Genomic DNA, 23617 nt, shown 5'->3' with positions numbered 1-23617 from the left:
CAATGCAAGCCAAAGAGATAAGATCAAAGTTTATTTCATTCTTCGAGGAAAAAGGACATAAGTATGTTCCTTCTGCTCCGATGGTACTTAAAAACGACCCAACATTGATGTTTACCAATGCGGGTATGAACCAGTTTAAAGATCTGTTTCTGTGTAATGCCACAGCCGATTATACTAGGGCTGTCAATAGCCAAAAGTGTCTGAGAGTATCTGGTAAGCATAATGATTTGGAAGAGGTAGGTATAGATACTTACCACCATACCATGTTCGAAATGTTGGGTAACTGGTCGTTTGGAGATTACTTCAAAAAAGAGGCTATTCAATGGGCTTGGCAACTCCTTACAGAGGTTTATGGTCTTCCAAAAGACAAACTATATGTAACTGTATTTGAGGGAGATGAGTCAGAAGGTTTAAAGTTCGATCAGGAGGCTTATGACTTCTGGAAGGAATTTATAGATGAGTCTAGAATCCTCAATGGAAACAAGAAGGATAACTTCTGGGAAATGGGCGAAACTGGCCCTTGTGGTCCATGTTCAGAGATTCATATAGACTTAAGATCTGATGAAGAAATTGCCAGCGTGCCAGGAAAAGATTTGGTCAATAATGATCATCCGCAAGTGGTGGAAATCTGGAACCTAGTTTTCATGCAGTTTGATAGAAAGGCTGATGGGAGATTGGAAAACCTGCCGGCACAACACATCGACACCGGAATGGGTTTCGAGCGTTTGGCTATGGCCTTGCAGGGCAAAAAGTCTAATTACGATACGGATGTGTTCACCCCGTTGATCGATAAGATTGCAGGTGAAGCAGGAGTGAAATATGGCCAGAAGGAAGAGACTGACATTGCTATTCGAGTGATTGTAGATCACATCAGGGCGATCTCTTTTGCTATTGCAGATGGAACTTTACCATCGAACAACAAGGCTGGTTATGTGATTCGAAGAATCTTGAGAAGAGCAGTTAGATACGGCTATACTTTCCTCAATTTCGATAGTCCATTCCTTTACAAATTGGTCGATGTTCTTGCTGATCAATACAAGGGCTTCTTCGATGAATTAGATAGCCAAAGAGAGTTAATCAGTAAAGTGATTAAGGAAGAAGAAACAGGCTTCTTAAGGACTCTGGATAACGGCTTGAAGCGATTAGAGCAAATAAAAGATAAATTAGCGTTTCAAAATGAAACAATTATCGAAGGCAGAGAAGTCTTCGAATTATACGATACTTATGGCTTTCCAGTAGACCTTACAGCCCTTATAGCTCGTGAAAATGGACTGACAATTGACGAAGCTGGTTTCAACTCAGCCATGGCTGAACAGAAGAACAGATCGAAGGCTGATGCTGCTTCGGAGAAGGGAGACTGGACGGAAATATTGACTGACTCTAAAGTAGAATTTGTTGGTTACGACCAAGAAACTGCCGAGTCTAGAATCATCAAGTACAGAGAGATCAAAGAAGCGAAAAGAACAGTCTACCAGATTGTACTCGACAAAACTCCTTTCTATGGCGAAAGCGGTGGTCAGGTAGGAGATACCGGTGTACTGAAAAGCGACTCTGAAACGCTTAAGGTTTTGGATACTCAGAAAGAAAATGACTTGATCGTACATTTCACTGACAAACTTCCGAGCGATCCTTCGGCTACTTTTAAGGCTGAAATCAACTCCAATAGAAGGTCTTTAATCAAGTTCAATCATTCTGCAACGCACTTGTTGCATGCTGCTTTAAGAGAGGTATTAGGCAACCATGTGCAGCAAAAAGGTTCATTGGTTTCTGATTCTGTTTTAAGGTTTGACTTTTCACATTTCTCAAAGGTTGAGCCAGAGCAAATAGAACAGATTGAGCAAATTGTGAATGCTCGCATTCGTGAGAACATTCAATTAGACGAAAAGAGATCAGTTCCGATAGATGAAGCTAAGTTATTGGGAGCTATGGCTTTATTCGGTGAAAAGTATGGCGATTTTGTTCGCGTGATCACCTTCAATCCTGAATATTCAGTAGAACTTTGTGGTGGAACGCATGTGGGGTCTACAGGCAATATTGGTTTGTTCAAGATTGTTTCTGAAAGTGCTGTTGCGGCAGGTGTAAGAAGAATTGAAGCATTCACCGGCCCGAAAGCTTTTGAGTATGTACAAGAGCAAGAGAAGGAGTTGAAATCGGTAAAAGAGTTACTAAAGAACCCGAAAGACTTGACCAAAGCTATTTCGGCCTTGATGGAAGAGCAGAAGAAGCTTACTAAAGAAATAGAAGGACTTCATGCTAAGCAATCTGGCCGAGTAAAAGATGATCTGAAAAAGGAAATAGCAGAGGTTAGCGGTGTAAATACCTTGATCCAAAAAGTAGTTCTTCCTTCGGGAGATGCTTTAAAGAAGCTGTCTTTTGAGCTTAAAAATGAGGTGAATAATCTGTTCGCTGTTTTAGCTGCCGATATAGATGGTAAGCCTCAAATTTCGGTGATTATAGATGAAGCTTTGGTGAAAGATAAAGGCTTAAATGCCGGTCAGATTGTTCGAGATTTAGCTAAGAACATCAAAGGCGGTGGCGGTGGTCAGCCATTCTTTGCTACTGCTGGAGGAAAGGACATTTCAGGTCTAGATAAAGTGGTGGAACAAGCCCAAGAAATAACAGCCAGTTTTGCCTGATATACTCCAAAAATTAGAAGAAGCAGGCTATGAGGCCACAATTGGGCTGGAAATTCACGTCCAGCTCAATACAGAATCTAAGATTTTCTCTTCCGATCCTAATGCTGAAACGGATGAGCCGAATACGCTTGTTTCAGCCATTAGCTTGGGGCACCCTGGTACTTTGCCGGTGCTTAATGAAGCTGCAGTAGAAAAGGCTGTGCTAATGGGTCTGGCCTGTGGTTGCGATATTACCAGACACAACTATTTCGATAGAAAGAGTTACTTCTATCCAGACTTACCAAAAGGTTATCAAACCACTCAGGATAAGACTCCTATTTGTGTTGGAGGCAAGATTGAGTTGATAGGGAAAGAGCTTGCTCAAGAGGCTGTTAGTCTTCATCATATTCATTTAGAAGAAGATGCAGGAAAGTCTATTCATGACGATGGTTCTAGCACCATGATCGACTTGAACCGAGCTGGTACACCGCTGATTGAAATGGTGACCAACCCTAGCATCAAAGGCCCAGAAGAGGCCGCGGCTTGTCTTCAAGAAATCAGAAGAATGGTGCGCTATTTAGGTATTGGTGATGCCAATATGGAGAAAGGTGAAATGCGTTGCGATACCAACATTTCAATCAAAAGAAAAGGAGATAGTGAGCTTGGGGCTAAGGTGGAGATCAAGAATATGAACTCTTTCAATAATGTTCGTAAGGCCGCTTATTATGAATTAGAAAGACAGCTAGACCTAATTTTGAAAGGAGAGGAGATTGCTGTAGAAACTAGAACCTTCAACCCCGATGAAGGTAAAACCTACGGTATGCGTTTCAAGGAAACCATGAACGATTATCGTTATTTTCCTTGTCCAGATCTGCCACCCCTACAATTAGAAGAATCTTTTATAGCTGCATTAAAGCCAAAGGCAGAAGTTCAGCCATCAGCGTTCAGAAAAAGGTTTCAGCAAGAATATCAGCTGTCTGACTATGATGTTGCTATTCTAACCGAAGAAAAGGAAACCGCAATATACTTCGATGTGTTGTGCCATCAGGTAAAGGAGTCTAAATCTGCAGCTAACTGGTTAAATGGACCAATTAGAGCACTTCAGAACGAGGGAAATCAATCATTATCTGAAATTGGGTTAACACCAGAAAGTTTAGCCGAACTAATTAATCTGGTAGATAATGGCAAGGTAGTATATAAAACTGCTGTTCAGCAGTTGTTACCTGAGTTACTGAAGGGTGAAAAATCTGCAGCTATCTTGGCAGAACAGATGAATCTGCTGGTAGAAAAAGACTCAGGAGAGCTTCAGTCTATAATTCAAGAGGTATTGATATCTTTACCAAAAGAGGTTGAAGCCTATAAAAAAGGTAAAAAGAAGTTGATTGGACTCTTTATGGGAGAGGTAATGAAGGAAACTCGAGGTAAAGCTACCCCAAAAGATGTTCAGCAAGAATTGAATAAAGCGTTAAGCAAATGATGAAGAAATTTTTAGCATTGACTTTAGTAGTTTTCCTTTCGGCTTGTGGCGGAAGCAACGATGGTCTAATTAAAATAACTGGTAAAATTGAGAACGCCATTCCGCAAGGAGAGGTGATTTTGGAGCGATTTGAGGTAGGACAAGTAGGACAAGTAAGGCCAGTGGAGACCGTTTATTCGGATCACAATGGAAACTTTGAGCTTGAAGTATCGGTAGATGGCCCTGGCTTTTACAGGCTAAATATTTACAACAAGCAATATGAAGTCCTTATTCTGGCAGATAAAAACTTAAAAGTTGAAGCTAGTGGAGAAGAGGGGAATGGTATTGAGGTAACTGGTTCTAAAGACATGGAAAATATGGCTAAGCTATATGAGTATATGGATGCCTATCAAGTCAAAGTCCAAGAATTCAATCAAAAGTATATTCAAGCCAGAAATGAAGGAAATACTGAACTTGTTGAAGAGCTAACCACCCAAGGCTTAGCTATGGAAGAGGGTAAAGTAAAGTTCTTGAAAGATATGGCTATGAGTTTGGAAGGCTCCCTAGTTAGTTTACTCATTACCGATTATATTCCTAATAAAGCAGACGAGTATAAGTTCTTAGATTCTTTGTCTGTTAAGCTTCAGAAGGAGATTCCTAATTCTTCAGATGTAGACTATTTCGTTAGCAATGTGGGCGTATTTAAACCTGCCGTAGCCATGGGCGATGTAGCACCTAATTTGGAGTTGCCCAACCCAGAGGGTGAAATGATTAGCCTTGAGTCTCTAAGAGGCAAATATGTGCTTCTAGATTTCTGGGCAGGCTGGTGCAGACCTTGCCGAATGGAAAACCCGAATGTGGTAAGAATGTACAACAAATACAATGACGATGGTTTTGAGGTATTTAGTGTGAGCCTTGATAGAACTAGAAACCAATGGGTAGATGCCATTGAGAAAGATGGTTTGGTGTGGCCTTACCATGTGTCTGACCTTAAATATTTTCAGTCCGAAGCAGCAGTCGCCTATAAAATCAATGCCATTCCTTTCGCACTTTTATTAGATCCAGAAGGAAGAGTTATTGGTAAGAACCTAAGAGGTAGAGCCCTTCAGGCGAAACTAGAGAGCATTTTTGGGGAATAACCTTCTTAAGGTTTTTTAAGGGAAACTGTCTCATAAGCCGATTTTTTGTCATTCTCAGCTTCACTGGGAATCTCTTTGAATCTTTTACCTAATTTAAAGGGATTCACGATTGGTGTCGGGAAAGACGTTTAGCTTTCGAGACAGTTTCTTTTTTTCAGTTTGAGAGCGAATATTGCATATCCCAAAATGTAATTACGTAGCATTACGTATTCCCTTGTAGTGCCAATTAGCATTATCTTAGCGTTAGTTATCTAATTGACATGAATGACATTTCCATTGTATTGGCAGACGACCACCCATTGTTACTAGAAGGGCTAGAAGTAAACCTGATAGCAAAAGGGTACAAGGTGTTAGCCACAGCAAAAGATGGAAAGTCAATATTGAAGATTATTACCGAATTGGCACCTAGAATTGCTATTTTGGATATCGAAATGCCTGAAATGGATGGGCTTTCTGTGGCTAAATATTGCATGGAGCACAGTTACAATACAAAGTTTATTATTCTTTCATACCATAAGGAAACAGAGTTTATTGCTAGAGCTAAAAGCCTGAATGTTTCGGGTTATCTTTTAAAGGAAGACGCGCTGGAGGAAATAGATAACTGCATTCAAGAAGTAGAAAATGGCGGTCAATACTTCAGCAAGGCGTTTCAATTAAAGGATGTGAAGAATGCTCAATCTGCATTGGAAAGAGTAGAGTCGCTCACTCCATCTGAGCGAAAAATCCTCAAGCTTATTTCTAAAAACCAATCCACTCGAGAGATAGCTGAAAACCTATTTATTTCGGAACGAACCGTAGAAAAACACAGGAGTAACATTATTCAGAAATTGAATCTGGAAGGTAAGTCTAATGGGTTAATTGCGTGGGTACTTCAGAATAAACACTTGTTAAACTAGTGCTAGCGTTTTACCAATCTCTAAAACGGATATGTTTTTTGTGGCTCTTGGTTGTCATGGTACCGCTGTTTGGGCAGAGTTATAATGATAAAGATATATTGTCCGTTCAGCACTTCAATGTGCAAGACGGTTTAGAAGTTGGAGATATTCAGTCTTTGGCGTTTGACAATGCAGGTTGGCTTTGGATCAGCGGATTAGAGTCTGACTTAGGCGCAAGCACCTTTCTTCAAAATACACCCAAACTGCAATGGTTCGATGGTTATAATTTCCATACCGTAGCCATACCAGTCGATGACAAGTTCTCTCCGCGGGTGGTCAATTTGTATGAGAGAAGTGATGGTTTATTCTATCTATCTCTAATTTCTAACCATTCGGATAAGTTATTTCTGTTTGATCCATCTACTCTAGATTTTAAGCCCATCACGTTACCAACAGTGGTTGGTCGCATTGATATTGCCAACATGTTTGTGCAAAAAGAAGACACTTTTATAGTGCTAGATGAGGGTGAAGAAACTTATTTATATCGGTTAAATAGCGATTTAAGCTTTGAGAAGCTATTCAAGCTCCACACCGAGAGCGGACAGTCGTACTTGTATCAGGTTATTGCTTTTAACGATCATTTCCTTGTTTCGGAAGCCAGAGTTGGGGTGATCGTATATGCACCAAATGGAGACATACTGAAGGTTTTTAATTACGAGGACTTCGGCCTCAAAAAGGCAACAAACTCAGAGGTTATGGCACTCGTAGACCATTTTTGGTTCGAAGATGCTCATCACTTCGTTTTAAAGTACGATAAGGGAGTTTATGAATATCATGAACAAACCATGTCTTGGTCACAAAGTGAATTCGAGATACCCAGTTTGACAGATCCACATGTAACAAGCCTCTTTCAGAGTCGAAATGCAATCAATGATAGCTTCGGTAATGTGGCTTGGTTCAGCAAGGCTGGAAATCAAAACCTGATCAAAAGGGAATATCTACAACAGGGCAATCAAGCTGCCAGAGTACTGGTGGATGTAAAAGATCTTATTAACGCAGGTAGTCACGATTTACATAAAGAATTGTACTTGGCAGAGCTTGGCCGGCTAACTCGGATAGTGTTTAAAAATACAAGCGTAAATAACTTTCTAGAAGACTACAGTATTAGAAGCATTGCCCACTACCGAGGCAATCAGTATTTAGCCGCCACCGAGGCCAATGGCCTCTTTCTAATAAATATTGAGAAAAACACTGTAGAACAATACCCATTGTTTAGTAATGGCCAACCATTCTTTCCTTCAGAGATCAGAGGTGTTTTCTTAAGCGGAGAGGGCGTCTGGACCAATTACAATGAGGGAATTATACTTATAGATACAGCTACTCATGAAGTGGAAAGGTTCAGGCATTACCCTATTTCGGCAATGGTAGATGATGGAGATAGAATAGTTTATGGCGCTACTTATTTCCCTTTAATGGAGTTCGATAAAACCGATAGGGTCAATAAGGTACTATCAAAAAATGATTCATTGAGAGTATTAGATTTGGCGAAATTTGACGGTAGTTTCTATGCGTCAACTGTAGATGGATTATTCAAGTATAATGATGGCCATGAGACATTTATAGATATTCCTATTTCATCCGATAAGCTAATGATGTTGCGTGTTTCGACACAGTTGGGCTTGTTGTTTACAACTAATGATGGCAGGGTTTACCGCATAAAGGATGAAGGCAGCAAACCGGAGTTAATTTTTACCGATCCAGCGGCAAGCCCCATAGCAACGGTGTTTGAAGATAAGGAGAACAACTTGTGGTTTGCCACATTTGCTGGTCTTATAAAGTATTATATAGGTTCTAAAGAAGTCCAAAGGTTTATTGAGGATGATGGCTTTAGCAACAATGAATTCAATAGGTACAGTTTTCTTCAGACTGAAGATGGAGGCGTATTCTTAGGTGCCATTAGAGGGTTAAATTTTTTCCACCCAAAAGACCTCAAGAAGCTTGAGAAAGGTGGTGAAGTAGTACTTACTAGCCTTACTTACTTCGATAATAAATCTAATACGAATACCAATATTACAGCACATGCAGAGTTGGCTGACGTTAAGGACGTTTCATTACCTGCGGAAAATAAATTCTTAAGAATTCAGGTGGCACCTGTTGGGCTCACTCAGCCTACGCAGGTAATTATGGAGTTTAAATTGAATGATGGAGAATGGCTACCGATTAAGCAGCCGGGTGAAATCCAATTCAATAACTTGGGTGCTGGGCAATACCTATTAAAGGTAAGAATGGTCGATTCTGAAGGTACTCCTTTTGGTAAAGATTTAATGCTGAACATTCATGCGAAGGAGTTCTTCTATAGAACTTTCTGGTTTGGACTGTTATGTCTGCTGCTGGTTGTTGTGATTAGTTACTATTTTATCAGGCAGGCGAATAAGGCCCGTGCGCTGGGGCAGCATTACTCCAGATCACTTCTGAAGGTTCAGGAAGAGGAGCGCATGAGAATCTCTCGCGACCTGCACGATAGCGTAGGTCAGCAGCTAATTCTTCTAAAAAACCAAGCCAATGCCAGCCGAGATCAGCAAATGGTGAAGAACGTTAGTGCTACCTTAGAGGAGGTGAGAAGCATAACCAGAAACCTACATCCAGTTGTGCTCAGTAGGCTAGGGCTTACAGCGGCACTAGAAGAGTTAATCCGCAAACTCGATGAAAATACAGAAGTGTTCTTCGCAATTGAACTAGAAAACATTGATGGCCTTTTTGATGCAGAGGAAGAACTCAACCTTTATCGCATTATTCAAGAAGCATTAAACAATATTGTAAAGCACGCCAATGCCGTTTCTGCCAAGCTTACGATTGTTCATAAAAAGAACAAGGTGCTGATTAATATTCAAGACAACGGTAAAGGCTTTTCAATTGAAGATGAACAACAATCCAGTAGTTCACTAGGACTGAAAACGCTCCAAGAAAGAATGGCAATGCTGAAGGGAAAGGTACGTATTGAATCTGGTGATTTGGGTACAATCATCTCACTGATAATCCCTAAATAAAAGCTGTTTATCACATTTGAGCTTATTAAATACGTATCGCTACGTATTTTTTGCCTAGTACTTGAGCTTTAAATTTGTTCTCGCCTAATTAATCATGCAAAGTCAGCTAGTCCAGCTATTATCAGTCTATACTCAGGGTCAATATGGTTCGAACCTTTGGAGGTATTATTCATTAATTAGAAACTTAAGAAATGTTAGGGTTTCAATATCAGTCAGAAATGTTATTGGGTTATTTTTAACCATATTTTTTGTCTTAATATCTAATATTAAAGCTCAAACTTTTGATGCAAAGTTTACTTTAAACCCAAGTTCAGGATGTTCTATACCACACACAGTTTTTTTTACAGATCAATCAGTAAATCCTGATGTATGGTCATGGAGTTTCGGTGATGGAGGAACATCAACTATCAAGAATCCTATTCATACTTTCACAACCTCTGGAGACTTTACTGTTAAACTAACGATTCAAGATACCATTTTCGGTTACACAGATACTTATACTGAAACAGTTTCCATTTCAGTGCCTACTGCAGATTTTACAGCAACCCCTATATTTAATTGTGGGCCATTGACGGTAAATTTTACAGATGCTTCTTCTATTTCAGGTGCCAATACCATTACCAGCTGGGCTTGGGATTTTGGCGAAGGAAGTACCTCAACAAGTCAAAACCCTTCACATGTTTATGATAAACCTGGAAACTACACTGTAAAATTAAGAATTACAGATTCTGGAGGATGCACTCATGAAAAAATCAGAACTAATTACGTTCAGGTCCTAGGTCCTGATGTTGGGTTTATAGCCACTAGCAGCACCGTGTTGGATGGACCTGGCGCAGTAACTTTTCAAAGCCAAGCTACTTCAAGCGCTCCTATTACTAGTTGGCTGTGGGATTTTGGAGATGGTTCAACTTCTAACTTAGAGAACCCTACACATACTTATGCTACATCTGGTACTTTCGATGTAAGCCTAACTGTCAGTGATATTGACGGCTGCTCAAGAACACTGACAAAGCCAAATTATATCAATACCATTTCGGGTGCCTTTGATTTATCTAAGGCCATATTTACTGGCAATGAAGACCGTTTTTCAGTGGCTGCGCAAGAGAGTCAGCCCAGATCCATGGCTTTTAATCTGGATGGCACAAAGTTGTACGTAATGGGGAGTAGTGGTGATGATATCAATGAATACAATCTGTCTGTTGCTTATGATATTACTTCAGCAGTTTATGCTGGGGATGCCGAGCGCTTTTCAGTAGCAGCGGAAGAAACTGTTCCACGCTCTTTTGCTTTCAATAATGATGGCTCCAAAATGTTTGTAATGGGAACAATTGGTGACGATGTCAATGAATATAACCTTTCCACTGCTTTTGATGTTTCTACGGCCGTTTTTGCCGGAAACGCAGAGCGTTTTTCTGTGGCAGCCCAAGAAACCAACCCAACATCACTCACATTCAATCATGATGGCACTAAAATGTATGTGGCTGGCAGCGATAATGATGCAGTGAATGAGTATATACTTTCAGAGGCCTTTGATGTTTCTTCTGCTACTTACAGCAAAAGGTTACTCGTAGGGACGCAAGAGTTGTTTCCTCAGTCTATTGTATTTGTGAACAACGGCCTCAATTTGTTGTTAATGGGTTCCTCTGGTGATGATATTAACCAATACACACTGACTACCGCTTTTGATTTGTCTACGGCTACTTTTGCAGGTAATGCAGCACGTTTTTCTGTAGCTTCACAAGATGGTCAACCTAATTCAGTTACTTTCAGTTCTGATGGTACCAAAATGTTTGTACTAGGTTTTGAAGGAAAAGACATCAACGAATACTCCTTGGCTGCCCCTGTAACTACTGGTGCTGTTGCGAATCAGGCGGTAAACGACAATGCTACAATGAGTCCATTTTCGGCAATTACCGTAGCCGACCCTAATGGGGACAATGTTTCAGCCACCATAACCTTAGACGACAATGCCAAAGGAGTCTTGTCAGGAACAGGTCTTACGGGTTCGGGGCCATATACCTTAGCAAGTACTGATGCCGCCAGTTTGCAAGCCAGTTTAAGAGCTTTGGTATTTAACCCAACAGATAATAGGGGTGGCTCAGGAAGTACTGAGAAGACAACTTTAACTATTCAAGTGAGTGACGGTGAACGAAATGAAACAGACGCCAATACTACTGTGATTTCAAGTCCAGTGGCGCCAACAGTTTCATTGAGCAGCCTAGCCACTTCACCGACAAATGGTTTTGGTATAACGATTACTTTTAGCGAAGCAGTTACAGGTTTTGCCATAGGAGATATTACGGTTGCAAATGGCACGGCTTCTAACTTCAGTGCCACAAGTACTTCTGTTTATACTGCCCAGATCACTCCGACAACTGATGGCACAGTGACCGTTGATGTAGCATCGGCAAGTGCTCAAGATGCTGGAGGCGTAGACAATACAGCAGCCACTCAGTTTAGTATTACTGCAGACGTGACCGCTCCAACCATTACCATTACAAGCACCGTACCAGATCCAACCAATAACACATTCACTGCAACTTTCACTTTTAGTGAAGATGTGACAGGGTTTACTGTAGGAGATATTACCGTAGGAAATGGAACAGCTTCAAACTTCAGTACCACTAGTGCCTCTGTTTACACCGCAGACATTACACCAACAACCGATGGAACTGTGACAGTAGATGTAGCTGCTAATGTAGCCGAAGACGCAGCAACTAATGGGAATACTGCAGCTACTCAATTTAGCGTAGAAGCGGACTTGACGAATCCAGTTGTAACGATTACTAGCTCTGTGGCCGACCCAACTAACGGAACCTTCACAGCAACCTTCACTTTCAGCGAAGATGTGACAGGGTTTGTGATTGGCGATATTACCTTAGGCAACGCCACTGCATCAAATTTCAATCAAACCAGTGCCTCGGTTTATACTGCTGATATTACCCCAACCACTGATGGAACGGTAACCATAGATGTAGCAGCCAATGTGGCCGAAGATGCAGCAACTAATGGAAACAGTGCAGCCACGCAATTTAGCGTAGCAGCAGACTTAACCAATCCAGATGTAACGATTTCGAGTGCTGTAGCCGACCCAACTAACGGAACATTTTCAGCAACCTTCACTTTCAGTGAAGATGTGTCAGGTTTCGTGATAGGTGATATTACCTTAGGCAATGCCACTGCATCGAATTTTTCACAAACCAGCCCATCGGTTTATACTGCTGATATTACCCCAACGACTGACGGAACGGTAACCATAGATGTAGCGGTCAATTTGGCCGAAGATGCAGCCACAAACGGGAATACTGCAGCCACTCAGTTTAGTGTAGAAGCCGACTTAACTGACCCAGGTCTAACGATTACTAGCTCTGTAGCCGACCCAACTAACGGGGCTTTCTCAGCAACATTCACTTTCAGCGAGGATGTGACAGGGTTTGTGATTGGGGATATCACCTTGGGCAATGCCACTGCATCGAATTTCTCGCAAACCAGTGCCTCGGTCTATACTGCCGATATTACCCCAACGACTGACGGAACGGTAACCATAGATGTAGCAGCCAATGTGGCTGTGGATGCTGCAACTAATGGAAACACAGCAGCTACTCAATTTAGCGTAGAAGCCGACTTAACTGACCCAGATGTTACAATTACCAGTGCTGTAGCCGATCCAACTAACGGAACCTTCCCCGTAACATTCACTTTCAACGAAGATGTAACTAGCTTTGCTATTGACGATATTACCTTAGGCAATGCCACTGCATCAAATTTCAATCAAACCAGCGCCTCGGTTTACACTGCTGATATTACCCCAACCACTGATGGAACGGTAACAGTAGATGTTGCAGCCAATGTGGCCGAAGATGCAGCAACCAACGGAAATACTGCAGCTACTCAATTTGGCGTAGAAGCCGACTTAACGAATCCAGATGTTACAATTACCAGTGCTGTAGCCGATCCAACTAACGGAGCCTTCACAGCAACCTTCACTTTCAGCGAAGATGTAACTGGTTTTGGAATAGGGGATATCACCTTGGGCAATGCTACTGCATCGAACTTCAGTCAAGGCAGCCCATCGGTTTATACTGTTGACATTACACCAACCACTGACGGAACGGTAACCATTGATATGACAGCCAATGTGGCTGAAGATGCTGCAACCAATGGAAATACAGCAGCTACTCAATTTAGTGTGGGAGCTGACTTAACGAATCCAGATGTTACAATTACAAGTGCTTTAGTTGACCCGACTAACGGAACCTTCACAGCAACCTTCACTTTCAGCGAAGATGTAACAGGGTTTGTGTTAGGTGATATAACCTTGGGCAATGCCACTGCATCAAATTTCAATCAAACCAGCGCCTCGGTTTACACTGCTGATATTACCCCAACCACTGATGGAACGGTAACCATAGATGTAGCAGCCAATGTGGCCGAAGATGCAGCAACCAATGGAAACACCGCAGCTACTCAATTTAATGTAGAAGCTGATTTAACTAATCCAGTTGTAACGATTACTAGCGCTGTAGCTGACCCAACGAATGGAACCTTCTCTGCGACATTCACTTTCAGTGAAGATGTAACAGGGTTTGTGATTGGAGACATTACTCTGGGCAATGCTACGGCATCGAATTTCTCGCAAACCAGTGCCTCGGTTTATACTGCTGATATTACCCCAACCACTGACGGAACAGTAACAGTAGATGTTGCAGCCAATGTAGCAGAAGATGGCGCAACCAATGGAAACACCGCGGCTGCTCAATTCAATGTTCAAGCTGATTATTCAACCCCAACCTTAACCATAGATAGTGGAGTAAACGGACTTACCAATAAGGCGTTTACTACCACTTTCACTTTTAATGAAGTGGTAACTGGTTTTGCCATTGGGGATATTACCTTAGGAAATGCTACTGCTTCTGGGTTTAGCCAAGTGACTCCATTGGTTTATACAGCGGAGATTACACCAACAACTGACGGAATTGTGACGGTTGATGTAGCGGCAAACGTAGCAGAAGATGCAGCAACTAATGGAAATACCGCTGCGCCACAACACAGTGTAATGGCAGACTTTACAGCTCCCGAGGTGAGTATTAGCAATATTCCTGCGGAGTTAAATGATTTCGATCCGTTCAGCCTCACTTTCACCTTTACTGAAGAGGTGGTTGGTTTTGAAGAGTCAGATATTCAGTTTACAAATGCACAGTTAACATCTTTTACAACCACAGATAACATTGTTTTTGAGGTGTCACTTTCTGCTATTAGTAATGATGAAGTGACTGTTTCCGTACCGGCAAATACTTTAGAGGATCTTGCTGGAAATCCTTTTGAAAGTGCTGAGCAGATTACCATTGCTTTCAATAGTTTACCTACAGACATTGGCCTATCCGTTCTTGCCATTGATGAAAACAACGCTTTGGGTGATGAAATAGGTCAATTGACTACGGCCGATAATGATTTGGGAGACGTGCATACTTACAGCTTGGTGGCAGGCACGGGTGCGGATGACAACAATGCCTTTGGTATAACCACAGACAAGCTACGAGCAGCTGAGTCTTTCAATTATGAAGCGAAATCGGACTATACCATAAGAGTGAGCACCGATGACGGCAGGGGTGGGGGGGGTGAAAAGGTATTTGCTATCACCATCAACGATGTAAATGAACAGCCAACAGATATTTTATTGAGTAATCAGATCATTGAGGAAACGGATGAGGAGCGAATATCTGTCGGTTTATTGAATACCATAGACCAAGATTTTGGGGACGATTTTTCTTATGAATTAGTAGAAGGTAATGGAAGCACACACAACGCTAGGTTTGCCTTAGTGGGAGATGAATTGTTCACCTCCCAAATGGTGAACTATGAAGAACTAGAGGTGCTTCAGATTCGTATTCGCACGACTGATTCTGGTGGTTTGTTCTTTGAGAAGGCACTGGAAATTGCTGTTGTGAATGTTGAAAATGAGGGGTTAAGGGATTTTACCAAGGATGAACCTGATGCTCGAATCAAGAACTTCTTTACACCAAATGGTGATGGGAAAAATGATGTTTGGGTTGTGGATGACATTCGAGATAACCCGAATAATCAGGTGAAGGTTTATAGCCAAACTGGGCAGCTGGTATTCAGTACCAATAATTACCAAAACAACTGGGAAGGATCGTACAACGGAAAGCAGCTGCCGAGTGGTACGTATTACTACGAGATAAACATTGCAAACGGCATGTCAATAATTAGAGGAACTGTGTTGATTTTAACCCAATAAGCGAGAATAATGAAGCATTTAAAGAAACTTGTTTTAGGTTGTTTGCTTTCGTTACCGGGTGTTGCCTTTGGTCAACAAGTGCCGCTCATCAACCAGTATTTCACACAACCAACACTGGCTTACCCATCTGCGGCTGTGTTTCAGGATAAGGCGCAGTTGAGCTTGTTGTATAGAGGACAATGGTCGGGAGTAGATGGTGCTCCGCAAGTTTTTTCGCTCAGCTTTGCTAACCCTTTCAAGCAAAAGCTTGGGTATAATGTCAATGTAAACAGTTTTGAGTCAGGGCTTTTACGTCAAACTAATGTAGGTGCAGGTTTAGCTAAGGCTTGGGTCTTGAATGAACATAGGATTTCAATAGGAGCAGAGGTTGGGCTTTCACTTTTCTCGCTAGATGATAGTCGGGTAAGCGTTGAAAGTATGGATGATGAACTGATAAGAAACTTGCTAGGTAGCAATGGTTCTTCGGCCAGTTTAAATCTGTCACTTTCGTATCAATACAAGGGGCTTCAAGTAAATGCCGCAGTACCAAATGTTCTTAATGAGAGCCTTTCTGACGATGAATATGTGCAGCTTTCGGATAACAATAATGCCGATTATCTAGTAGGTGTGGGCTATCAATTTTCGTTAGATCAAATGGGAGACATTACTTTTACCCCGAACATAACCTGGCGATATCAAGAGCTTATTGGTAGCGCTTTTGATGTGCTTGCTCTCTTTGAATGGCAACGTAAGTTTCAGCTTATGGCGGCCTACCGCGATGGTTATGGCTTAAATGCGGGAGTAGGTGTAAGGTTGAAACCAAACATTCTCTTCACTTATAATTACGATTTTGGAAAGAAGGAAGCGCCAATTCTCTCGAACGGGTTTAATGAGGTTGGTCTTCATTTTTCCCTCAATAAAAAAGCCAGTGTTGATAAGGATGAAGCATTAAGTCAAGAGGCTAGCAGGATCATAGGTCAACTAGAGGCGCAAGAGATTTATGACAAAAAGCTTATTGCTACGGAAGATCAGGAAACAGTTGTGAATTACTATTCGAGCCTGCATAGTGGTAGTAAAAAGGAAAGAAGAGCAAAGGGCGAAGCCGATTTTGATAGTCTACTGGAAGATATTAAGCAAAAAGGGCTTGAAAGAATGAGAGCCGAAGCAAGGGCTAGGGCTGAGGCAGCCAAAGCCGATGAAGAAGTAGAGGAGGCGGCACCTACTCCCGCTCCGGTAGTTACTGAGGAACCCGAACCTGTGGAGGAGCCTACAGAAACATCAGCCGCCATGGGACGCTACATTTTGGTGGTTGCCGCTTATAACCCTGGAAGTGAATACGCCAAAGTTCTGGTAGAAAAATTGAGGGAATTGTATCCTAGAGCAGGTATTTACAGCAATGAACTGCGCGGATACGACTATGTGTATGTCCTTCAATTTGGGGATAGAGCAGAGGCTATTTCAACCATGCTTGAGCTAAGGTCTAGCGGAGACTTTACCGATGGTTGGGTGCATGTGATAAAGAAGTGAAATAATTGAGTTAGACTGATTTGATTCTTTTTGTTCTGTTCAAGAAGAAAGGAGAGGGGTCTCTTTGAGACACCCTCTTTTAATTCGTCATCTAGATTAAAAGCATTCTGGCATTATATACTCTGGCTTTTAAACTACTTTACTCAATACCAAACTCTAAAATCTGGTAGCGAACTTCGTTTGAATCCTGAACTTCTTTACCTAACATATAAATGGATAAGTTATTGATTTTGGCGGCAAGGGCAATCTGTATGATCCATTTAGCTCCTTCATTATCAGGAATCACCCAGCACCAGTAGTCTTTTTCTTGGGTTTCACCTTTTTCTTCTTCCTCTGTTCTGATCTTGATATAGACCCGTTCATTTTCTTTGCCACTATTGCTTCTGATTTTGGTTACCGTACCGAGTTTGGTTTTCTTAACTGTGTCTGTCATTTCAATTTTCTTTTAGTCCTAATTCAAGTATTCTAAATTTTTTATTGTCTTTATCTTGCCTACCGTAAACATAGATTGTTTGCTTGTTTACTACTGCCTTTAGTGCAAGGTCCATCATAAAGTTGGCCTCTGGTGTATCGGGGATAAAGTAGCCCCAACCAGGAATTCCGTTTCCAGCATTGTCCAGCAATAAATAGCACCTGTACTCAAACCCGAAATCGTTAGCTCTGATTTTCTTTACTGTCGTATGGATTATTTTGTAATCGGTATCTTTTTTGAACAAGGCAGAGGCCTCCGCTTCAGACAGTGTGTAAAGGTCTTGTAGCACTGGAAGGATGTTCTCTTTCAAGAAGAAAAGTAACAGTAGTTCTGCCACATTCTGGGCGTTTTCTTCTTTAAAAGTACTCCTTATGAACATTGCGGTTGTCTTGCAGTCAAATCGAAATTCTTCAATCATCATTTCGATGATATTAGTCTTTTCATAACCCACCTTCTCCAAGAGGATCTTTCCTATTTCAGTTGCTTGCTTTAAGCTCATTTAATGTTCTTTTTTCTTCTTGTACCACTCTTAATGCTTTGAGGATTGCCTGCCTTCTATGGTCTATTTGCTGTTCAAAAGGCCTGCTCCCCTGATAATCAATAAAATACTTTAGACCGCAGCCTATTTCTTTTAGACTGTACCCCCCTCGCATTAGGCTGGTGCTCAGTTCTATGGCTTGCAGGTTTTCATAGGTTTTTAATAAAGTACAAGCAGCTTCCTCTCCGTTCATTGACTTAGATTTACTGTCTTTTGCTAGGTCTTCTGAGCATCTGGCATTATGCTCTATGGCTTTGGCTATTGACATTGCCAGAGATTCTTTGTTGATAAGATCTGATTTCAGGCAGAATGTTCTGCTGTTTTTGAAAATTTCTACATCAGCTTTGAGGAGCAAACCGAACTTAGCATTTTCGAGGTTGATGATAGTTGAATCTGGCTTGAGACTTTTTAGGCTGGTATCGAATGAGATGGATTTAACTTTAAAGAAGTCTTTTTTGGCATTGGATATCAACTTCGCGAGTTCTTTAAAATCACCGATGCTTTTTTCTAATTCTGCCAGAGCCAAAGAGGTTACATTGAGCATTTCATCTGCAATGCTTTTCATTGTCTTCAGGGATTCGCTCACAGTGTTTAAAGTGATGCTTCCTACCTTCATCAGGTCATTCACGGTCTTTTGAGCGACTTTTACAGCTAGTTCAGCTCCTACCTGAGGGCCTTCCAGTGTCTTTTTCCTGGCTTCCCAATAGCCCAGTTGGATCAACAGCTCGGCTTGCTTTTTGAACCAGTCTGGCCAATCCCAAGGCCACCCCGGCTTACCTTTTCCAATTTGATTTTTGATGGATGTGATGTTTTCTTTACAGCTATTGATCTCACTGTTAATCGTGTGCTCTAGGTAGTGTTTGGCCGATTCCAAGGCTCGGGTTGCTTTTCGGTATTCTGCCTCTAGCGCTTTTTTCTGCGCCTGAATATTATCTTCAATGGCCCTAGTCGCTTTCGATACTTTTTCCTTGGCTACCTCCAAATGTTTCTGGGCCTCTCTTAATTTCTTCTGAACTTCATCAGCAATTTCGAGTAAGTTTTGTTCTACGAGACTTACCAGCTTCTCAGGCAATATCTTGCCAGATACGGTCCATCCACTATCAGAGCTAAAATTAGAACCTTTTAGGGTCAGTTCGTTTGTTCGAAAGCCCCCGATGGTAGTCTCGAACGTAAGCTCATACTGTTTGTCTTTTAACTTAATGTCAACGTCCTTTTCGACTCCCAGAAAGAAAGCCGTAGCTTGAATTTGTGCCATCTCGGGCGATACGAGAAGTAGAGGACCACGATGCTGCGCTTCTATTTTATCTTCAGCAGATGCTTTGCGCCTAGTCAGTACAAGCGGCCCTATTTCTAAAGGGCGCATGTATACGCTCAGATTTTGACTTTGATCGAGACCGAGCGATAGTTGCTGCCCAAATAAGCTACCACTTATGCTTAAGGCCTCATGGCTAATACTGAGCCGACTTTTAGAGAAAGGGATCCCTGCGATTCGTGTGTCTACTGTTCCCGTAATGGAGAATTCGCCAGGGCTGAGATATGCATCTACATTACCCTTAACCGATATATAATCGGCTGCTTCTTCTGGGAATAGAGAAAGGTACCCATCGAAATTTAGTCTTTGTCCGTTAGATTTTGCTTTTGCGTAAAGTAGTCGATGTTCTCCAAGTTTAATTTCTGTCAGTCCGTCAAATTTCAGACCTTTTTCATTGGTCAAACGCCCGAAGACGCGAGCAGTGAAAAGATTGCTTACCAATGAACCACTCAAGGTCCATTGGGCTAAATATTCGTCATTCTCAACAAGGTAGGCCAAAGAATTTTGCAGTTGGGACATATCACCCAATTGAAAATCACCAGATAGCCTGAACTCTTGTCTATTATCTTGAAAGAACATCAAAAGTTCACCGGATGACTCGAAGCCAAGAATATTAAATTGGGTATTTCCTTCAAGGTGAAATTTTTCAGATGTGAAAGTGCCTTTGAGGTCACCAGCTATATGAATAGGTAAATCAGACTCCTGGGCTCCAGTTTTTGCCTTGAGATTAAAACCTTCATTATCTAGCTCATAAGAACCAGCTAATGCATTGATCCCAAGAATATCAATGTGGCCTTTTCCTCTAGCCAGTAATTTTTTCTCTTCTAAGCGAAAAACTCCATCAAAATGGGCATCTAGAAGGTAGTTTTCCATCGATTTATCTAAGGGCGCTAGTCTTCCATCATATCTAAGTGCAATTCCCAGCCCTTTTTCGCTCAAAGCCAGAACCAAGGCAGCCGTAAAGTTCAGTCCATCTGGAGCGTGTATTTGGCCTCGGCTCAAAAATATAAGGCCTTCGGTTGTTGCATCAATGTTCGGTATGCTATTCACTTCATCTGATGGAAGTACTTCTAAATATTGTGTTCTTTCTTGGAATGAGAGATCTAACTGCCGATGTGTTTGAAGCTGTTGGGCGGCCGTTTTGTTGAAAGACTCATTTACGAACTCGCTTGGTGTCAACAATGCATAGTCACTTCGAGTTTTGAGTAAGTCAAAGAGGTGCAAATCAATACCACCTATTCTGTTTCCTAAGCTGAAGTCTGTAAGCAGTGTATTGAAAGATTTTTCCTGAATGGCTTTGATAAGTGTAGTGATCAGGCGGATTGAATTCATTTCGACTCCGTCTTTTCTATAGATCTTTAAGCCCTCAGGATTTCCGATGAGGCTTCCTTCTTTGACTCCATTTTTATTAGCTTCCGGCTCTCTAGAAATGTATTTTGGAGTTCTGGTGTAGCAGCTCAATATCTTGAATTCAAAAATCGGGTCAATATTGTCCAGCTTTTCCAGCTCCAAAGGTTTGCCTGAAAAAAGCCTCATAATTTGAGAGCCAATCAATGCGAGATCTTTCAATTGAGTCAACCCCAGTTTAGGCATGGGGAAGGAGACCCCTATACCTATTTCCATGCCCAGAGCATTTTTTAAGTCATAGCTGAGTCGGTTAAAGAATACAGGAATAGGGATTGGTATAGTGGTCTGGTAGATGATAAGAAATACTACTTCTTCCAGCACTACTCGGTTCACAAAATCCTTTGGTCTTGGCAGATAATCCTTGGAGAAATTACTTTTGGGGTCGATGATCAGGCTTGCTGCTAGGTCTTTGAGGTCGAAAGTATCGTAGAGTAAGTCCACATCCATTCTAAATAGTGTGCCGCTGAAAAGCTCTCCAAAAGAGATACTCTTGAGTTGAAAGCCATACAGTTGAGGAAAGGTAGGGTCAGGTATTAATAGCTTTAGTGGTTTGCCCTTTTGCGCCTCGTCCGAAGGACTGGTACTGAATTTAAAGTTGAGGCTTTGGGTAATATTATAGTCTATTTTCAAATAAAGGTGCTCAGGTATCTCAATTTGCCCGTATTCGAGGAAGCGGTCCGGTAATTTTCCAACTTCCCGATTCAATATATCAATAGCTGATGCGAACCAGTCAGGTTTGTCAAGAGGGTTGCCGTTAGGCAAAACGAGTTTCTCAAAAGCTTGTATGCGGAATTTCCGTTCTCCATTTTCCAAAGGAGCGAAGTTTATACCAGTAAGCGGAATGGATTTTGGAAGGTTTCTGGCTAGGTCTGTAAATCCTAGTTGTAATAAAAGTTGCCTAGTAGCAGAAGTGGGAACCTTTAAATTATTGGCATGCATTTCGACCGTGCCTTTTACTCCTTCTGCCGAAATAGCAAGTTCAGGCCAATCAAAGGCAAATTCTCCTAGGTGCTCTGATATAATTTCTAGCCCATTGTCAGCTTCTTTTACCAGTATGTTATCTAGATTGAAAGGAATATTGCAGAGCTTAAAGCTCAAGCCTTTGTCTCTCAGGCTAAGTTTCAGCTTAGTCATACCTCGGTCGTTAGCCGATGGATCATATACTTTGAAAACCTTAAGACCTGGCTTTCGTACGAACTCACCTTTATGTTCATCCCAATCCAATGAGTCGAATAGACGGTTAACCTGCTTTGGTAATCCCAGACCAAGCGTGGCAGATAATTCGTTACCTTTTAGGTCGAAAATGAAATCGGCCATGAGGGGATCCATCTGGATGGGCGGAGTGCCCATGTCTATCCCCTCTATTGAATCGGGTATTTTTAGTTCGATGTCCTGAAGCCCAATTTCAGCATGCTCTGAATCGATCTTGAAAAATGCCTTAGTCTGTTGCTCAGTATTGGTAGGAAGCAATCCCTTAAGAATTTCTGGCCACTGTTCAGCATAAAAGTCGGTTTTACCACCACAGAACCACTTCTTGTTATGGCTGTCATGAGAGAGTTCGAGTGTAGGCTCAGATAAAACAAAATAGGGCAGGTCTTTTAAGTCACCCGGAAACCTCAAGGAGAGGTCTTCTGTAGAAACAGATAGTTTATAATCAGTCCCTGATTTATTGAAGCTTACGATGCCTTGATTGTAACTAAAAACAGGAGTATGTAAGGAACTAGTAGCTGATAAGTCCCACTCAAAAGATTGGTCATTCTTTTTAATTAGTTCCAAGTACAACGTGTCGAATTCAAAACGGAAATCATCGACTAATTGAATAGGATCGAACAGGTTTTCAGTAGTGGTTTCCAGTTTAAGTGATTGACTGTCGCCATCCGCTTTCAAAGTACTCCTCAGATCAAATGTTGATTTGGCTATCGGGGTATCAAGTTTTACTCCTTTGAATTCAGAGGCAGAGCCCCAAAGGTGATTTTTTGATGCAACATTATATTGATAATCAAACCTGAGGTCGAACTGGTCGATGATGAGGGTGTCATTAATATTCAAACTCCCCTTTAAGTCTAGACTTGCTTCATGACTTGCATTTATATTTTGTGAGTAAGAAAAAGATAGGGTTTTGCAATCGACTTTTGAAAGAAACTGGGAGTCGGATAACTTGGACGATATGCCAGTGGTTAGGTTGACGCTGTAGGAAGAATCATGGCTAGAGTTAGAGCTGTATACGAGGTCTATGCTGGGTTTATCAATGTTCAAATCTATACCTAGTGGCAAGTCTTCTCCAGTGAATAACTCCTTCTGAAAAGCGTTTAGACTCACACTTCCTTCACCTGATATGGTGAGGTTGCAGGTGCTTTCTTGGCCTGTCAATAGGTTGCCCGAAACTCTTGCTTTATGACCCATCAAGTAGGATAGGGCTGTGATCTGGCCAGTTAGAATTTCTTTTTCTAGGTCGAGTTCTAAATCAAATTTGGCGGTATTTAACTCGAAAGAACTAATTTTTAAACCCTCTATACCTTGGCCGTCAGGCAGCCGTGTTGCGAATTTTAGCTTTTTTTGATCTCCTAGTAACATTGTACCCTTCAATGTAAGAATGCTTCCTAAAAGGCGGATTTTTATGATGTTATCTATCGACCAACATCCATCGCTGTATCTATAAATGAAGTCTAGATGATCCAGTGAGGTGCCATTGAGTAACTCATAACTTTCTTTCGCCTGAACCCTTAATTGTATCTTTCTTGAGGATTTTTTCTCACCCTCACCTTCTATCTCAAGAGATGCTTGCGCTTTGATCTGTCGCCCCCCAAAGGGTGACCAACTGAAGCTACTTTGTGCTTGAAGTGAAAAGCTATTTTGCTCAAGGTTGATATGGCCATTCAGGGCTTTTAAAGCGAAGTTTGGATAAACCCTGTCTTTCGGATATGCAATACCTGTAACTTTTTCCAATAGTTTGGAAAGTTGAATGGTTTGTGGTTTATCTGAATCTTTCAC

Annotated in this window: 10 protein-coding genes; 7 read left to right on the top strand and 3 right to left on the bottom strand. The window is 41.5% G+C overall.

Going from position 1 to position 23617, the window contains the following annotated elements; genetic code table 11:
- The first annotated feature begins 2 nt into the window (after positions 1-2).
- From alaS to AWW68_RS15240, 7 genes are all read left to right on the top strand, one after another.
- Positions 3-2636 (top strand): alanine--tRNA ligase, encoded by a 2634-nt coding sequence (alaS, locus tag AWW68_RS15270; RefSeq protein ID WP_068222783.1) that lies wholly within the window; start codon positions 3-5, stop codon positions 2634-2636.
- A complete protein-coding gene (gene gatB / locus AWW68_RS15265; protein ID WP_245660251.1) occupies positions 2629-4092 on the top strand; it encodes an Asp-tRNA(Asn)/Glu-tRNA(Gln) amidotransferase subunit GatB in 1464 nt (487 codons plus the stop codon). Before alaS ends, gatB begins: the two co-directional genes overlap by 8 nt.
- Complete coding sequence (locus AWW68_RS15260) at positions 4089-5210, top strand: TlpA disulfide reductase family protein (protein ID WP_068222780.1); 1122 nt, start codon at positions 4089-4091, stop codon at positions 5208-5210. The genes gatB and AWW68_RS15260 overlap by 4 nt, the downstream gene beginning before the upstream one ends.
- Before the next feature lie 260 nt (positions 5211-5470).
- Complete coding sequence (locus tag AWW68_RS15255; protein ID WP_068222777.1) at positions 5471-6106, top strand: response regulator; 636 nt, start codon at positions 5471-5473, stop codon at positions 6104-6106.
- Between the two features lie 56 nt (positions 6107-6162).
- Positions 6163-9132: a sensor histidine kinase gene (locus tag AWW68_RS15250; protein ID WP_068222774.1), complete on the top strand. Its 2970-nt coding sequence runs from the start codon at positions 6163-6165 to the stop codon at positions 9130-9132.
- Positions 9133-9226: 94 nt separating this feature from the next.
- Positions 9227-15391: an Ig-like domain-containing protein gene (locus AWW68_RS15245; RefSeq protein ID WP_068222771.1), complete on the top strand. Its 6165-nt coding sequence runs from the start codon at positions 9227-9229 to the stop codon at positions 15389-15391.
- A gap of 9 nt (positions 15392-15400) precedes the next feature.
- Positions 15401-16897: a PorP/SprF family type IX secretion system membrane protein gene (locus AWW68_RS15240; RefSeq protein WP_068222769.1), complete on the top strand. Its 1497-nt coding sequence runs from the start codon at positions 15401-15403 to the stop codon at positions 16895-16897.
- A 139-nt stretch (positions 16898-17036) separates the two neighbouring features.
- Here AWW68_RS15240 and AWW68_RS15235 read toward each other — a convergent pair whose 3' ends face one another.
- From AWW68_RS15235 to AWW68_RS15225, 3 genes are read right to left on the bottom strand one after another with little or no spacing between them, the layout of a single operon-like run.
- Positions 17037-17330 (bottom strand): hypothetical protein, encoded by a 294-nt coding sequence (locus AWW68_RS15235; protein ID WP_068222766.1) that lies wholly within the window; start codon positions 17328-17330, stop codon positions 17037-17039.
- A gap of 1 nt (position 17331) precedes the next feature.
- Entirely contained in the window at positions 17332-17868 is a 537-nt protein-coding gene (locus AWW68_RS15230) for a hypothetical protein (RefSeq protein ID WP_068222763.1), read from the bottom strand.
- Positions 17846-23617, bottom strand: a complete 5772-nt coding sequence (locus AWW68_RS15225; protein WP_068222760.1) for a hypothetical protein — start codon at positions 23615-23617, stop codon at positions 17846-17848. Before AWW68_RS15225 ends, AWW68_RS15230 begins: the two co-directional genes overlap by 23 nt.

Origin of the sequence: Roseivirga spongicola (genome assembly GCF_001592965.1) — a bacterium.
GTDB classification, from domain to species: Bacteria; Bacteroidota; Bacteroidia; order Cytophagales; family Cyclobacteriaceae; genus Roseivirga; species Roseivirga spongicola.
This window is presented reverse-complemented; position numbering and strand designations above follow the sequence as displayed.

Excerpts from the sequence above, each read along its gene's own strand:
- AWW68_RS15235 (WP_068222766.1), bottom strand. The coding sequence starts at position 17,330 with ATGACAGACACAGTTAAGAAAACCAAACTCGGTACGGTAACCAAAATC.
- alaS (WP_068222783.1), top strand. The coding sequence starts at position 3 with ATGCAAGCCAAAGAGATAAGATCAAAGTTTATTTCATTCTTCGAGGAA.
- AWW68_RS15230 (WP_068222763.1), bottom strand. The coding sequence starts at position 17,868 with ATGAGCTTAAAGCAAGCAACTGAAATAGGAAAGATCCTCTTGGAGAAG.
- AWW68_RS15260 (WP_068222780.1), top strand. The coding sequence starts at position 4,089 with ATGATGAAGAAATTTTTAGCATTGACTTTAGTAGTTTTCCTTTCGGCT.
- AWW68_RS15245 (WP_068222771.1), top strand. The coding sequence starts at position 9,227 with ATGCAAAGTCAGCTAGTCCAGCTATTATCAGTCTATACTCAGGGTCAA.
- AWW68_RS15255 (WP_068222777.1), top strand. The coding sequence starts at position 5,471 with ATGAATGACATTTCCATTGTATTGGCAGACGACCACCCATTGTTACTA.
- AWW68_RS15250 (WP_068222774.1), top strand. The coding sequence starts at position 6,163 with ATGGTACCGCTGTTTGGGCAGAGTTATAATGATAAAGATATATTGTCC.
- AWW68_RS15240 (WP_068222769.1), top strand. The coding sequence starts at position 15,401 with ATGAAGCATTTAAAGAAACTTGTTTTAGGTTGTTTGCTTTCGTTACCG.